This is a genomic window from Streptomyces flavofungini, assembly GCF_030388665.1.
Taxonomy (GTDB): domain Bacteria; phylum Actinomycetota; class Actinomycetes; order Streptomycetales; family Streptomycetaceae; genus Streptomyces; species Streptomyces flavofungini_A.
This window is the reverse complement of sequence record NZ_CP128846.1, coordinates 5,877,016-5,890,970: the sequence shown is the minus strand read 5'-3', so window position 1 is coordinate 5,890,970 and position 13,955 is coordinate 5,877,016. Positions and strand designations below refer to the sequence as shown.

At 69.0% G+C, this 13,955-nt stretch carries 13 protein-coding genes; 7 read left to right on the top strand and 6 right to left on the bottom strand.

What is annotated here, in order from left to right; genetic code table 11:
* Positions 1-61: 61 nt before the first annotated feature.
* Both QUY26_RS24980 and QUY26_RS24975 read left to right on the top strand, forming a co-directional pair.
* Positions 62-1,123 (top strand): SEC-C domain-containing protein, encoded by a 1,062-nt coding sequence (locus QUY26_RS24980; RefSeq protein ID WP_289950394.1) that lies wholly within the window; start codon positions 62-64, stop codon positions 1,121-1,123.
* A 100-nt stretch (positions 1,124-1,223) separates the two neighbouring features.
* Positions 1,224-1,607 (top strand): very short patch repair endonuclease, encoded by a 384-nt coding sequence (locus QUY26_RS24975; protein WP_354670765.1) that lies wholly within the window; start codon positions 1,224-1,226, stop codon positions 1,605-1,607.
* A 394-nt stretch (positions 1,608-2,001) separates the two neighbouring features.
* Here QUY26_RS24975 and QUY26_RS24970 read toward each other — a convergent pair whose 3' ends face one another.
* Positions 2,002-2,235, bottom strand: coding sequence for a hypothetical protein (locus tag QUY26_RS24970; RefSeq protein WP_289950390.1), 234 nt, complete (start codon positions 2,233-2,235; stop codon positions 2,002-2,004).
* 306 nt (positions 2,236-2,541) lie between these two features.
* On the opposite strand from QUY26_RS24970, the gene QUY26_RS24965 reads away from it, so the two are divergent.
* Genes QUY26_RS24965 through QUY26_RS24955 form a run of 3 tightly spaced genes read left to right on the top strand, consistent with a single transcriptional unit; the run spans position 2,542 to position 6,493 of the window.
* Entirely contained in the window at positions 2,542-4,614 is a 2,073-nt protein-coding gene (locus QUY26_RS24965; protein ID WP_289950387.1) for a helix-turn-helix transcriptional regulator, read from the top strand.
* Complete coding sequence (locus QUY26_RS24960; RefSeq protein WP_289950385.1) at positions 4,611-5,588, top strand: hypothetical protein; 978 nt, start codon at positions 4,611-4,613, stop codon at positions 5,586-5,588. The genes QUY26_RS24965 and QUY26_RS24960 overlap by 4 nt, the downstream gene beginning before the upstream one ends.
* A complete protein-coding gene (locus QUY26_RS24955) occupies positions 5,585-6,493 on the top strand; it encodes a DUF6339 family protein (protein WP_289950382.1) in 909 nt (302 codons plus the stop codon). Before QUY26_RS24960 ends, QUY26_RS24955 begins: the two co-directional genes overlap by 4 nt.
* On the opposite strand, the gene QUY26_RS24950 is transcribed toward QUY26_RS24955, so the two are convergent.
* Entirely contained in the window at positions 6,483-7,655 is a 1,173-nt protein-coding gene (locus QUY26_RS24950) for a DNA cytosine methyltransferase (protein WP_289950380.1), read from the bottom strand. The genes QUY26_RS24955 and QUY26_RS24950 overlap by 11 nt on opposite strands.
* 18 nt (positions 7,656-7,673) lie before the next feature.
* Positions 7,674-8,681, bottom strand: coding sequence for a DNA cytosine methyltransferase (locus QUY26_RS24945; protein ID WP_289950379.1), 1,008 nt, complete (start codon positions 8,679-8,681; stop codon positions 7,674-7,676).
* Between the two features lie 337 nt (positions 8,682-9,018).
* Here QUY26_RS24945 and QUY26_RS24940 point away from each other — a divergent pair, with 337 nt between their 5' ends.
* Positions 9,019-9,321 carry a hypothetical protein gene (locus tag QUY26_RS24940; RefSeq protein ID WP_289950377.1) on the top strand — a complete coding sequence of 101 codons (303 nt, stop codon included), beginning with the start codon at positions 9,019-9,021 and terminating at the stop codon, positions 9,319-9,321.
* Positions 9,322-9,384: 63 nt separating this feature from the next.
* On the opposite strand, the gene QUY26_RS24935 is transcribed toward QUY26_RS24940, so the two are convergent.
* Together QUY26_RS24935 and QUY26_RS24930 are read right to left on the bottom strand one after the other, a co-directional pair.
* On the bottom strand, positions 9,385-9,858 hold the full coding sequence (locus tag QUY26_RS24935) for a hypothetical protein (protein ID WP_289950375.1): 474 nt from the start codon (positions 9,856-9,858) through the stop codon (positions 9,385-9,387).
* Positions 9,859-10,037: 179 nt separating this feature from the next.
* Positions 10,038-11,075, bottom strand: coding sequence for a GlxA family transcriptional regulator (locus QUY26_RS24930; RefSeq protein WP_436840398.1), 1,038 nt, complete (start codon positions 11,073-11,075; stop codon positions 10,038-10,040).
* Between the two features lie 44 nt (positions 11,076-11,119).
* Between QUY26_RS24930 and QUY26_RS24925 the strand changes: the two genes are divergently transcribed.
* Positions 11,120-12,469 (top strand): MFS transporter, encoded by a 1,350-nt coding sequence (locus QUY26_RS24925; RefSeq protein ID WP_289950373.1) that lies wholly within the window; start codon positions 11,120-11,122, stop codon positions 12,467-12,469.
* 43 nt (positions 12,470-12,512) lie between these two features.
* On the opposite strand, the gene QUY26_RS24920 is transcribed toward QUY26_RS24925, so the two are convergent.
* Positions 12,513-13,901, bottom strand: coding sequence for a DUF445 domain-containing protein (locus tag QUY26_RS24920; RefSeq protein WP_289950372.1), 1,389 nt, complete (start codon positions 13,899-13,901; stop codon positions 12,513-12,515).
* Positions 13,902-13,955: the final 54 nt, after the last annotated feature.

The following is a 13,955-nucleotide window of genomic DNA, read 5'->3' as shown; positions in this document are numbered from 1 at the left end:
ATGTCGCCACCGCGCCGCACCCCATACACCCCACCCCGGGAACGGCAGTACGGTGTCACCCATGCGCCCCGACACGCCTGCCGACCACGTCGACCACATCGCCGAAGCGGAGCGCCTGGAGCGCACCGCGGGCCTCTACCCGGAGGACGCGGAACACCTGCTGCTGCAGGCCGCGGCCCACCTGGAGCTGGCCGACGCCCGCGACCGCGCGACGACGCTCTACGACAACCTGCTCTCGCCGTCGGCGGCGCACCCGCCGGAGAACCCGACCCTGATCCGCGCGCTGAAGGCGGCGAACCTCTGGGAGTACGGCCACGAGGCGGAGGCGAGGGCCATCATCGACGGCGTCCGCGGCACGGCGCCGGCGGACGCGGCGCCGTGGGTGATCGTGGCGGAGGCGCTGGAGGCGCACGACGAGCTGGACCAGGCGCACGAGACGTTCACGCAGGCACTGACGCGTCTGCTGCCCGCGGCCCCGGACACGGCCGCCCCCGCCGAGCCCCCCTACCCGACCCACCCCCTCCTCTTCGGCCGCCACCGGGTACGCCGCCTGCTCGGCGCGGAGCACGACGCGTGGGACGGCCTGGCGGACCGGGTGCACCGCTCGCGCGCGGCGGCGTCGGGCCGGGCGCCGGTGCCGCTGGACGAGCTCCACGACCCGAAGCGGGTCTGGGCCCTCGGCTCGGAGAACCCCGAGGACCTGCGAGCCGAAATCACCCGCCTCCAGTCGGAGTTGGGCTCCTACCGCGAGGCCCTGTCCCGCCCCTTCCCGGTGGCGGTCCTGCACTGGCCGGCCACGGAACTCACCGAACTCCTCACGGCGTACCCGACCCTCGCCACGGAATACCCGTCCCACGAGGCCCACTTGTCGACCATAGAGTCCTCCCTCCGCGAACTCTCCGCCTCGGGCACCGCCAACCTGGGCATCGTGACCGGGACGGTCCCGTCGTACGAGGCCTTCGCCGCCTCGGAGGGCGCCTCCGCGGACGACCCGTCCCTGCTCCCGCAGTACGCGACGACGCTGGCTGCGCGGGGGCGGGCGGCAGGGTGGCCGCCGGAGGCGGGGGCTGGGTGTTGGTGTGGGTCGGGGAGGGCTTATGGGGAGTGTCACGGGGGCGGGTGACTCCATCGTCCGGCACGACCGCCCCCACCCCAAGCCGCGCCGCCGGCACAATGCTCCCGTGCCCGACGCAGCCCCGTCCTCGCCCTCTGTCTCGGCGCGCATGAGCCTTCAGGGCTCTCGCGACACAGCCCCCGAGATCGCCGTCCGGCGCCTCCTGCACGCAGCCGGGCTCCGTTACCGGGTCAACGTGCCGGTGCCCGGAATACCTCGGCGCACGATCGACATCGCCTTCGGCAAGGCCAAGATCGCGGTGTTCATGGACGGCTGCTTCTGGCACGGCTGTCCTGACCACGCCACGAACCCCAAGGCGAACGCCGAATGGTGGCGCACCAAGCTCGACAAGAACATGACTCGTGACCGTGACACGTCACGACATCTGGAGGCGGAAGGCTGGATTGTGCTGCGCTTCTGGGAACACGAGCGACCGGAGGACGTCGCCGCAGCGGTCGTCCGCGCGCGACACGACAGAGTTTCTCATCCGTAGCCACAGCCGGACAGAATCCCGCCCGCAAGTTCACGGCCGAAGACATCAAGTCACCGCTGCCACTGCCCCCCAGCATGGAACCAAGGCGCCAATGCGGCCAGGTGACGCCGACTCAGGCGTGGCTGACGTGCGCCGACACGCCAGCCACACAAGTGGCGGCCCGCATCGACACGCTCGGCCACTCTGCAGCTCCAGCCCCGAGCAGGGACGTGGCAGCCGTCCACTCCGCCGCACCCGCTGCGACGCACAGCCACCGCGGCCGAGCGGTTCTGATCAAATCGATCAATGCGCCCTGAGGGGCTCTTGCCACCGTCGAAGCCGACCGGCGCGAGGCGGCGGGCGACACGCGCCCCCTTCAGCTCGTTCCTCACAGCGCCTCAAAGGCACTTGACAGTCAATCACCTTCGGCTTCGACACCCTCCCGCGAAGGAGCACCCCCCTCCGGCACCACACCCCCCTCCCCGCCACCCGAAGGCTGATCGACATCGTGGCGGCCGAAGAGGTACCCCCCTTCCACCCCCTGCGGCTCGATCCTGACGAGGTGCCCGTCCGGACTGTGGAGCACCTGTACCGAGACGGAACTCTCCTTGGGGACCTCGAAGACGTACTCGATGCGCTCGCTGGACACGTAGGAAGTCCTCTCTAGGACACAGAGAAAAGCGATGATTAGTGACAGATAGTCCGTTTTGCCCCTGCAGAGGCTTACGTCGAGCGGCCGCCGAGCCCGGACAACTCCGCTCCCACTTGGAGCAGTTACCCTACGACATCCTGTGCGACTCCGTCACTCGAAAGAGTGGGCACCCTATGATGAAGGCAGGGATTGACCGAGAAGGACAACCGAAGTGGTCGATATGTCCACTTTCACCCCACTCGGATTTAGGAAACTTTATCTGAGCATGATCGATTAACTGATCGAGCGCGAAAGGGAACGGATGTGACCGAGGAGTTCGGGACCTGGCTGGCCAGGCTGTTGGCGTCCAGGGGCATGACGCAGAAGCAACTTGCCGAACTGACAGGCGTCACGGGGGCGGCCGTCAACGGATGGGTCAACGGCCGGTCCGTTCCCCGTTACGAGAAGATCGCGGCAATCGCCACAGCACTCGGTGTCGAGATCGAGGACGCGGTGAGCCGGCGCATCCCCGCCTCCGCACCGAACGAGTTGGAGTGGATCTTCCGGTTGGCACCGGACGACGGCGGTCGCGAGGGGGGCAACGCCGCCAACTTCGCGTTCTCGGCGAGCCTCGATGTCCTCGCAAGAGAAGCCACGCAGAACTCATTGGACGAGCAACTGCCCGGAGAGGCCCCGGTCGTCGCACGCTACGTGCTGCATGAGCTGACTGGGCATCACCTACAGGATTTCATGGACGCCCTGGGGTGGGCCTCGATCGAGAAGCACATCTCGTCAGCAGCGGATGCCCAGCAGAAGGTCGGCCGCGTCCTCCGGGACGGTCTCCAGGAGTTGGAGAGGACGCAGCGGCTCGTCCTGCTCAGGGTCGACGACCACAACGCGACGGGCCTTACCGGTCCGGAGTACGCCGACGGCCGCTTCTCACGCGTGGTCAGGCGCACGCTGGACAGCGGAAAGGCGGGCACCCAGGGCGGCTCGTACGGGCTGGGCAAAGCGGCGTTGTGGGCGGCCAGTCGGTTCGGGCTGGTCCTGGTGAACAGCACGCTCTCGGAGCCCGAAGGCGGACGCAGCGAGCGTCGCATGGCGGGACGTCTGGAGCTTCCCTGGCACTCTCTGGACGGCAAGGAGTACGCGGGGCCCGGCTGGTTCGGCGTGCCGGACCACGAACGGCAGAACACCGCCCGCTCCTGGTGGGGCACCAAGGAGATGGCCGAGCGTCTGCATCTCGAGAGGGTCGATTCCTCTCCCGGCACGTCGTTCCTCGTGGTCGGTGCCTACGACGGCTCGGGCGAGTCCGAAGACATCGAGGAGTTGCACGACCGGCTGGTACAGAGCCTGTCCCGCAACTTCTGGGCTTCCATGGTGGGCGGCAGACGTGAGGGAGCAAAGCTGCGGGTCGCGGTGTCCGCGTTCCGCAATGGCATAGCCGTGCGGCCCGAGAATTTCATCGACCCGCACAAGCACGAACCCGCCCGGTCCAGGGCGGTCCAAGCCTTTCTCGACGGCGAGACGGTCACCGAACTGACTGACCGTACTCAGGTGTTGGAGGCTTCCGTGCCGCTTGAGCTGCGTCGCCGGAAGAACGATCCGGCCACCGGCGATCCCGGGGTGCACGAGGCCGTACTCCTCCTTACTCCGGCCGGTGACGAGGATGCAGGACCCGATCAGATCGCCTTCATGCGTGCGACGCGAATGGTCGTGAGGAGCAAGCGTGTCGGTGACCTTCCGCTGGGCCACCGCCCCTTCCAGGCAGTGCTGTTGGCCGGCTCGGCGACGATGAAGAGTACGCCTGACGCGGAAGCGGCAGAGCAGATGCTGCGTACCGCCGAGCCGCCGGACCACAACGACTGGGTGGGCACGGAGGACCTCACTGCGACGTACGAGCGGGGGGCCCGGCAGAGGATCGTGGACTTCAAGAGGGCTGCGGAACAGAAGGTCCGGGAATTGCTCCGTGGCGCGGAGGAACAGACGGACCAGGACGAAGGGCCGGCGGTGCTTCGTGAGCTGCTGCGGTTGGATCCCCCCAAGGAGGGTCGCGCTCAGGGCTTTCCGACGGTCAAGGCCATCTCCGGTGAGGTGGACGGCGCCGGCGCATGGGACGTCGAGGTGACGGTGCAGCTGCCCAAACAGGATGAGCCCTGGGTACTGACGCCCGTGCCAAGATTCGTTGCACGCTCGACGGGCCCGGTCAGCGTTGATTGGAGTGAGGTGATTCCCGTGGACAGTTGCTCATTGACCCCTCGCGGCAACCTGGTCTTCCGTGAGGGCGCGACCCGCGGAAGGTTCCGGGGCATCACAGCCGTCGCCAGTCACCCGGTGTCGGCGAACATGGCCCAGGTGATGGTCGAGATACGGCGGGCCAAGGAGGAGCAGGGGTGAAGACGGCTTTCCCTTACAGAGTTCTCAGCGGAGACGTCCGTCTGCAGGTTCACCAAGTCTTCATCGACAACCGAGCGATCGGGATCATGGACAGGATCAACGACCAGGACCAGGTCGTGGCCCTCCATGACCTGAAGGAGACCAATGAGCGCTGGTCCGAACTCCGTCTCAGGGTCTCAGTGACGGCCGAGAAGGACGAACTCGCCACGGGGCCGTGGCATGACCTGTCCTGCATCGTCGTGGTGAAGAATCGCAAAGGCAATGTCTACCACGCCTTCTCCCTCTCACCCGACGGACCGGGGAGGTGGATCGGAGTAGCGGAACTCCGCCGTGAGGAACACATCGGACGAAGCCGGCTCGACGCACGCATCGTGGCAACGGTGGATGGGATCGAGGGTCGCCTGATCGGGGAGTCGCAACAACCCTGGGACATCAACTTCGAGGCGAAACGACCGACGCCGGAACGATCGCTGCGAATGCGCTGGATCGACTTCACGGAGCACGACCACCTCAAGGAGTACCGGGACGACCCATGGCTTCTCGACACCGAGGCCGGGGAACCCATCCTCTACCTCAACTCCGCGGTGGACGGCTTGAGGGGAGTACTGGAACAGGCCACCGGGACCGAGCAGAAGCTCGTGCGGGAGATTCTCTCCTCCCAAGTGGCGGCGGAAGCATGGAGCGCGCTCTTCAACGCCTCTGTGTACGCATGTCAGATGGAAGGCACTGAAGCCCAATGGCCCGGAGGTTGGCACGAGGACGTCCTGCGCAGGATGCTCCCGGACCTGTACCCGAACCTCCCCCCCGACCAGGCTTTGGCTGAACTGATCGAGGCGCGCAGGGAAGGCGAGAACGGCAGCGATCTGCAGCGTAGGCTGATTCACGCTTCAGGTGTGCAGTCACGGAAGCCCAGGAAGATTTCAACTGTCCTGCGTGACTTGCGAAGGATGGCGAACAAGAAGGAGATCGTGTGACCTCAGCAAGGAAGCCTGAGCTTCCCGAAATATTGGGGCGAATCTCCGACTCCGTGGCGACCAAAGTGTTGACACCAAGCGTGGTGAATGACGGTGCTTCGCTGCCCCAAACCCTTCTGATGAAGAACGCCGACAGCCCCATTGACGACACTCCCCGTTGGGATGCCTCAGAATTTCGGCACCTCCTCGAAGACACGATGGAACGCTTTGATGGGGCGCGGCCTGCGACCTCGGACTCCTGGCTGGCCCCGCGACTTCATTACACGCTCCGACTCACTCGCGCAGAGGCGACGGACTCCGGACTGTGGAACTTCATCGCCCTGTGCCTGGCACCGGACTTTGTTAGGTGGCGCTGGGGAAGGGAAAGAGGAGGTCGAATTACAGTCGGCCAGGCGGCTCGATTCAGTGGACGTTGGGACGTTCAGTGCTTTTCCCGACTGTGGTGGGCGGCCGAACTGTTCCGCGATGGCGAAGACTACAGGCCCGTAGCCAAGGCCTGCTCGAACCAAGATATTCTCAATACTGCGATTCGCCTAGATTTGATCAATCATCGGCCAACCGCTCAAGCCATCGTCGAACTTCTGGAGAGGAATCTCATCAGAACAGGTCGCGATGTGAACGGCTTGGTGATCGCAGCCAACGCGGCAGCAGGCACCCTGGTGTACGAGGCCATCGGCCCGGACGAACCGAGGGACTACGAAGCTTTGCAGGACTGGATCAGAGCCGTCGCAACGGATCCGACCTACAGCCGGGATCAGTTGCCGCAAGGCCCGGTGGACGGAAGTGTGCCCCATCGTTCGGTGGAACGCTTGACCGACTGCTTCCGCAGCCTCTTCGAGACTGCGCCGGTACGCGGCAAACGAGCAAAAGACGACGAAGACGAGGGGAAAGCCGTCAGTCCCTGAGTGCGCCGTACACCATCCCGGCCAGCGCCCGGGACAGACCGACAGGTACCGCGTTGCCGATCTGCCTGCCGATCTGAATCTTGCTCCCACTCCACTTGAAGTCAGCGGGGAACCCCTGGATCAGGGCCGCTTCATAGTGAGTGATGGGACGATGCGCACGCGGGTGCAGGTAGCGCCCTTTCTCCGGCTTGTAGAATTCGGTCCTGATGGTCACGGATGGGCGATCCCAGTACATGCGCCCCATGACATCGTGCGAACCATTCTTGTGAGCAATCCATTTGGCGGTCGAGAGCTCCGGAGGGAGGTCGTGCCGGTTGCCGCCCTCAGGGATCGCCCTGTACCGCTGCCGGGAAAGCTCCGTGGGGTTACGGCCGAAGTGCAGATCAGTGGTCGCGAACACGCCGGGCAGCGTGACTCCCAGGGGTGCACACTCCCTCTCGGGAAGCTCGGTCGTGCGTGTCTCGTCCGGCGTACGGGAGAAGACAGCCGGCCCCACAGCCATCCACTTCTCCTGACCCGCGCCGGGGAGGAAGTCGCCACCGTTCTTGGCGTGGGTCTGCCGGGGGTACTCAAGATTCTGCAAGTGCTTGAGATCTCGCCGAACGGCGACAACGATAACGCGCCGCCGGGCTTGCGGAACACCGAAGTCAGCAGAGTTCAGAACCGATTGCTGAACCAGCTCGTAGTCCCGCAACATCCCGTCCGGCTTCTCCGTGGCGGCATGCAGGAGTGCGAACTCGGGCGAACGCAGAAACCGATCGACGTTCTCAACGATGAACATCTTCGGCTTGATTGCGTTCACTACTCGTGCATACTCTCGCCAGAGCTTGTTCCGCGGGTCGTTCTTGTCTTCCTTGCCCAATCCGGAAAAGCCCTGGCAGGGGGGACCGCCGAGAATCACCTCAGCCTGCCCCGCGTGTGCGTCCGGCTCCCAGTCCTCAATATCACCGGCGTGAATGTGCCCTGACCCTCCTGCTTCGTCAGCAAAGTTCAAGGCGTAGGTCGAGGCCGCAGCGACATCGTGCTCGACCGCGGCAACCGTACGGAAGACTGGATGCTCGACTGCCCCCGGCCGGAACTCGTGGAACCCCTGCGTAAGGCCGCCGCAGCCCGCGAACAGGTCAACGATGTTGACAGGAGTGATGTGGGGGGCAGCGTTCATGCCGAGATCCTAGACGGCTCACGGTGCAGGCGACGAGTCACCTGAGGAGCCAGTGAGCGCAGCGGCGATCTGTCGGCCGAGCGCCGATGCAAGAGGCGGCGGCACAGCCTGTCCGACCTGCCTGTACTTCCGGGTCTTCCGGCCTGCGATCTGCCAGGTGGGAGGAAAGCCCTGGAGCAGGGCCGCCTGCGCCACAGTGAGCGCGGGCAGCCCGCGGCGCTCACCACCCAAAGCCCAGCCGTCCGACGGTCCGGGTACGTCGTCCGCAACGGTTCCGCCGTTGATACCCATGCGCTCCCAGATCGCCTTCGCCCGCTCGGGCCCGAGGTCCGGTCCGCCCCGCCGGTCGGATCCGCCTACGAGGGTGGGCGCGACGCGGCGCGCGTGGGCGGCCCAGGCGTCCGCGTGGGGCCAGCCCGCAGCGGCCATGGACGCATGCAATACATCACCGACCACGGGTGCAGGTCCGGGGAGCGGCGTCGGCCATCTGAAGCCGGCGGCATCCGATTCCCTCAAGGCGACGAAGAACCCGTGTTTGCGATCCTGCGCAACTCCGAAATCCATCGCATTCAGCACGCTCTTGAAGAGGCGGTATCCGTGATGGGTGAGCTCTGCCTCAATCTCTGCCCGCACGTCGCCGAATTCATCGCCGTCAACGAGACCGGGCACGTTCTCGAAGAGAACAGCGCGCGGCTTGACCGTGCCCACGAGATAGAGGGCGGCAGTCACCAGCTCCCGCTCGGCCTGATCACCCGGCCGATTGATCGTCGCGATCGACTTCACTCTCGGGGTTCCCGCCGAGAGCAGGTCCACGTCGAAGGCTTCCGGGTGGTCCTGTGGATCGAAACTCCTCAAGTCCTCCTCGATCAGAGACCACGAGGGACGATTCCCGAACAGTGTCGTCAAAGCCGTTTCGTCGGTATCCACCAACGCCACGGGGGAGAACCCTGCCGACTCCAGGCCGAGCGCGAGGCCGCCGGCTCCCGCACAAACTTCTAAAGAACTGAAAGGGGTTGCCGCGGGCATCGAACTCCTCCGTAGGTACGTGTGTCGAACAACGTACGCCAGAAGCTCTGTTCCGGGTGGCCGTTCACAGGGCTCACGGGCTGAAGCGACACGTTCATCAGCTCGACAGGCCGTGAGTCCGGGACTTCGTCATGTTCCACAGGTCTGCGCTGGCCACGGCTGCCCGTCGAGGGTGAGCCACGAGGGGCCGCGGTCGGCGCCCTCATCCAGGGGAGAACCACACAGCCGTAACCGGTGGAGCCAAAGCTCTGATCCCGGTGCCTGGCGCATCACGCCCCCTGCCTTAACCTCGGGCCAAGGAGCATCGAGGGCGCATCACCGAGAGGCGAACCAACTCATGGCGAAGATTCCAGCGGCAGCAGTGGCCGCCACCGGCCTCGTCGGCGGGTACGCCGTAGCCCGGTTCACCAAGAAGCGTCCTCTCGGCGGAGCCGTCCTCGCCGTGGCCGGGGCCGCCGCCGCGCAGCAGTGGCGGCGGCAGGCCGGCGGGAAGGCTGCCGCCGCGCTCAGCGCCGCGTACGTCGCCGGGTTCGCCGGGTCGCATCCGCTGGCGAAGAAGGTCGGCGCCTGGCCTGCCGTCTTCGGGGTCGCGGGGAGCGTGGCGCTCGCGTCCTGGGTGGTCGTCGACCGCCGCGGATGAGTCCGGCGGCGGGTGCGGCGCGCACCCGCCCGCACGCCCACCCGACGGCCACCCCACGCGGGCCTACGCCGACCGCGACCAGCCCCGCGCGCCCCGCGCGCCCCGCGCACCCCGCGCAGACGCCGGCTCCGCCCTGAACTGCCGCGCGAACCCCGCCACCGCGAGCACCACCGCGCACCCGGCCATCACGAAGACCGCCCACGCCACCGGCCAGATCGACGCGTCCGGGGGCTCGTGCGTGGCGAAGGACGTGAAGAGGAGGGCGGCGGGTGGGGCGGCGACCACGGGGAGAGTCCAGCGCAGGCGGTCGCGGAGGCCGAAGTAGGCCGCCAGGGCGAGGACCGTCGCCACCAGGAACGCGATGTCCGCGTCCGACACCGGCGAGGTCTCGTTGATCGCGCCGGGCGTCTCGGCGCGGTTGCGCAGGTCCCAGGGCAGGAAGAGGAGGTACGCGGCGGCCGCCAGGCCCGCGCCGAGCAGGCGCGTCGCCAGGCGTTCGGCGGCGGGGCGGCCGCTGAGGGGGCTCAGTGCGTTCATGTGTACGACGATCGCGCCCGCGGGGGCGGGGGCGCCTGAGTACGGGTACTCAACTGTCCGCCCGACCTCGGGCCGCATGCCATGCCCCGCCCTCGGTCCAGGGCCGCAGCCGGGCCCCGGCCCACGAGCCGCAGCCGTGCGCCGGCCCCGGCCCACGGGCCCCACCTGCCCCCCCGCCCCTACTTCCGCCCCCTGAACGTCGCCCGATAAGCCCCCGGCGACACCCCCACCCCCGCCTGGAAGTGCGCCCGCAGCGACGCCCCCGTCCCGAAGCCGCACTCCGCCGCGATGCGGTCGACCGTGTGGTCGGTCTCCTCCAGGAGTTGGCGGGCGTGGTCCACGCGGCGCTGGGTGAGCCACTGGACCGGGGTGAGGCCCGTCTCGTCGCGGAAGCGGCGGCTGAAGGTGCGGACGCTCATCGAGGCACGGGCGGCCAGTTCGGCGAGGGACAGGGGCTCGGCGAGACGGGTCAGGGCCCAGGCCCGCGCCGCGCCCGTCGACGTCGATTCGGGCTCCGTGACCGGGCGTTGGATGTACTGGGCCTGGCCCCCCTCCCGGTGTGGCGGCACCACTGTGCGGCGCGCCACGGCCGCCGCCACCGCCGCCCCGTGGTCCTGCCGGATCAGGTGCAGGCACAGGTCCACCCCGGCCGCCTCCCCCGCCGACGTCAGCACGGCGCCCTCGTCCACGTACAGGACATCCGGGTCGACCGTGACGGCGGGGAACGCGCGCGCGAAGAGGTCCGTCGACAGCCAGTGCGTCGTCGCCCTGCGGCCGTCCAGGAGGCCCGCGGCGGCCAGGACGAACGCGCCCGTGCAGATCGACGCGACGCGGCGAGCGGAGGAGGCCAGGGCCAGGGCATCGGCCAGGCGGCCCGGCAGCTCCCCGGGGCGCAGCGACTCGTCCTCGCGGTGCGAGGCGGGCACGATCACCGTGTCCGCGCCCGCCAGGGCCTCGGGGCCGTGCGGCGCGCGGATGGGGAAGTCGGCGTCCGTGTCGACCATGCCGGGGCGCAGGGCGCAGGTCAGGGGCGTGTAGAGGGGGGCGCCCGCAGCGTCGCGCGCGCTGCCGAACAGCTGGTGGACCAGGCCGAGTTCCATGGGCAGGACGCCGTCCCGGACGAGGACGGCGACGGTGCGACGCCCTGCTCGCGCCGCCGTACGGGGTTCCGTGGTCCCTGATGCCGCCACGGCCAGATCCTTGCACATCCTGGCCATCTGGCCACTCGTCGCGATCACCCCGCCGGACGGACGCTCGGTTCATGAGCAGGTCGCCGAGTACGTCACCAGGTGCGTCGCGTGCGTCGCGTGCGCCACGAACACCACGAACACCACGTAAACCCCTGAGCAAGCCGCCCGCCGTCCCGAGCAGGCCCCGCCTCCCCCTCACCCCCTGGACCGTCGCCGCCACCGCGGCCCTCGCCATCGTCACGGCAGGCGCCTTCACCACCCTCGCGGGCCTGCTCGTCGGGCCGCTGCACGCCGAACTCGGCTGGTCACGCGGTGCGATCGAGGTGGGCGGCGCGGTGAACATGGTCGTGTACGGGGCCACCGCGCCGTTCGCGGCCGCGCTGATGGACCGGTTCGGGATGCGGTACGTGACGACGGGCGCCCTCGGCCTCGTCGGCGCCGGAGCCGTGCTCACCGCCACGGCGATGACGGCGGCCTGGCAATTCGCGCTCTACTGGGGCGTGCTGGTGGGGCTCGGCACCGGCGCCACGGCTATGGCGTTCGCGGCGACCGTCACCGAGCGGTGGTTCGTGGCGCGGCGCGGGCTCGTCACGGGGCTGCTCACGGCGGCGAGCGTCGTGGGGCAGTTCGTGTTCCTGCCGGTGCTCTCGGAGGTGGTGGGGCGGTACGGGTGGCGGGCGGCGGCTCTCGCACTCGCGGGTGCGGCCGTGGTGGCGGCGCCGCTGGTGTGGCTGACGCTGCGGGACCATCCGGCGGACGTGGGGCGGTGCCCTTACGGGGCGGCCGATTTCGTGCCGAGGCCCGCGCCGGTCCGGGGAGCGGCACGGCGCGCCACGGGCGTCCTGCTCCGCTCGGCCCGCACCGGCCCCTTCTGGCTGCTCGCCGGGACCTTCGCGATCTGCGGGGCGTCGACGAACGGCGTGATGTGGACGCACTTCGCGCCCGCCGCGCACGACCACGGCATGCCGATGACGGCCGCCGCCTCGCTGCTCGCGCTGATCGGGATCTTCAACGTGGCGGGCACGGTGGTCTCCGGCTGGCTCACCGACCGCCGGGACGCGCGGCGGCTGCTCGCGGCGTACTTCGCCGTGCGCGGCCTCGCCCTGCTCGCGCTGCCGCTGCTGCTCACCGCGACCGTCCAGCCGCCGCTCGTCGCCTTCGTGGTCGTCTTCGGGCTCCTCGACGTGGCGACGGTGCCGCCGACGATCGCGCTGTGCCGCGCGCACTTCGGCCCCGACGCGGCCGTCGTGTTCGGCTGGGTCAACTCCGCGCACCAGGTGGGCGCGGGCACCGTCGCGTTCCTCGGCGGGGCGGCCAGGGACGCGTTCGGGTCGTACGACCTGGTGTGGGTGGGGACGGCGGCACTGTGCGCGACGGCGGCGCTGCTGTCGCTGGCGAGCCCCCGGGCGGTCCGGCCCTGACCCCCGGCCCTGACCCCGGCCCTGGCCCCCGGGCCGGACCGCCTCAGCCGCCCAGTGCCCGCGAGACCGTATAGATCAAGAGCCCCGCCAACGACCCCACCACCGTGCCGTTGATCCTGATGAACTGCAGGTCGCGGCCGATGTGGGCCTCGATCTTCTTCGAGGTGTGCTCGGCGTCCCAGCTCGCGACGGTGTCGGTGATGAGGGAGGTGATCTCGTCGCGGTACGTCGTCACGACGTACACCGCCGCGCCCTCGACCCAGCCGTCGACCTTCTCCTGGAGGCGGGCGTCGGTGGCCATGCGCCGGCCGAGGGAGAGCAGGGAGGCGCGGACGCGCAGGCGCAGTTCGCTGCGCTCGTCCTCGGCGGCGGCCACGATCATCCGGCGGACCGCGGACCAGGCGGAGGCGATCAGGTCCTGGACCTCCCCGCGGGCGAGGACCTCGCGCTTGAGGTGCTCGACGCGGGCGCGGGTGTCGGTGTCGGACTGGAGGTCGGCGGCGAAGTCGGTGAGGAAGCGGTCGAGGGCGCCGCGGGCCGGGTGTCCTGGCATGTCGCGCATCTCGGTGACGAAGCGCAGGAGTTCCTTGTAGACCCGCTCGCCGACCTTCTTGTCGACGAAGCGCGGGGTCCAGCCGGGGGCGCCGCCCTCGACGGCGTCCATCACCGAGTCGGCGTGCTCCACCAGCCAGTCGTGGGCGCGCACGCACACCAGGTCCACGACCCGCTTGTGGCCGCCGTCCGTGACGACCTTCTCCAGCATCTTGCCGATGCCGGGCGCGACCTCCTGGGCGTCGGCGCGGCGCGTGATGGCCTCGCCGACGACGGCCTGCACGTCCGAGTCGCGCAGGACGGTGAGGGCGCCGCGCAGCGCGGTGGCCAGCTCGGCGGTGACGCGGTCGGCGTGCTCCGGCTCGGCGAGCCAGGCGCCGAGGCGGCTGCCGATGCCGACGGAGCGCAGGCGCTGGCGCACGACCGTGCGGGAGAGGAAGTTCTCGCCGACGAAGTCCCCGAGGGAGACGCCGAGCTGGTCCTTCTTCTTCGGGATGATCGCCGTGTGCGGGATGGGGATGCCGAGGGGGTGCCGGAACAGGGCCGTCACCGCGAACCAGTCGGCGAGCGCGCCGACCATGCCCGCCTCGGCGGCCGCCGCGACATATCCGGCCCAGGTCCCGGCGCCCGTGTTCTGCGCCCACTTCGCGAGCACGTACACGACCGCGACGAACAGCAGCAGGCCCGTCGCGGTCAGCTTCATCCGGCGCACGCCGCGCTGCTTCTCCGCGTCGGCCTCGCTGAAGGCGCCGGGTCCGCCGAGGCCGCCGGACCCGCCCGGTCCCGCCGCGGGTCCGCCACCCGTGCTTGGGGAGCGGCCGTCACGGGCATGCTGCTCCCTGCCCGCCTCGGCCGCTTCCTCCGTGTTCGTACCTTGCATTCCTGGAGCCCCGTTTTCGCGTCGCTGTTCCTGCGTCCTGCGCGTCCCTGGGGA

What these genes read in the sequence shown, in the direction of transcription:
- QUY26_RS24980 (WP_289950394.1), top strand. Translation starts at nt 62, where the DNA reads ATGCGCCCCGACACGCCTGCCGACCACGTCGACCACATCGCCGAAGCG.
- QUY26_RS24975 (WP_354670765.1), top strand. Translation starts at nt 1,224, where the DNA reads ATGAGCCTTCAGGGCTCTCGCGACACAGCCCCCGAGATCGCCGTCCGG.
- QUY26_RS24950 (WP_289950380.1), bottom strand. Translation starts at nt 7,655, where the DNA reads ATGAACGCTGCCCCCCACATCACTCCTGTCAACATCGTTGACCTGTTC.
- QUY26_RS24945 (WP_289950379.1), bottom strand. Translation starts at nt 8,681, where the DNA reads ATGCCCGCGGCAACCCCTTTCAGTTCTTTAGAAGTTTGTGCGGGAGCC.
- QUY26_RS24940 (WP_289950377.1), top strand. Translation starts at nt 9,019, where the DNA reads ATGGCGAAGATTCCAGCGGCAGCAGTGGCCGCCACCGGCCTCGTCGGC.
- QUY26_RS24935 (WP_289950375.1), bottom strand. Translation starts at nt 9,858, where the DNA reads ATGAACGCACTGAGCCCCCTCAGCGGCCGCCCCGCCGCCGAACGCCTG.
- QUY26_RS24930 (WP_436840398.1), bottom strand. Translation starts at nt 11,075, where the DNA reads ATGGCCAGGATGTGCAAGGATCTGGCCGTGGCGGCATCAGGGACCACG.
- QUY26_RS24925 (WP_289950373.1), top strand. Translation starts at nt 11,120, where the DNA reads ATGAGCAGGTCGCCGAGTACGTCACCAGGTGCGTCGCGTGCGTCGCGT.
- QUY26_RS24920 (WP_289950372.1), bottom strand. Translation starts at nt 13,901, where the DNA reads ATGCAAGGTACGAACACGGAGGAAGCGGCCGAGGCGGGCAGGGAGCAG.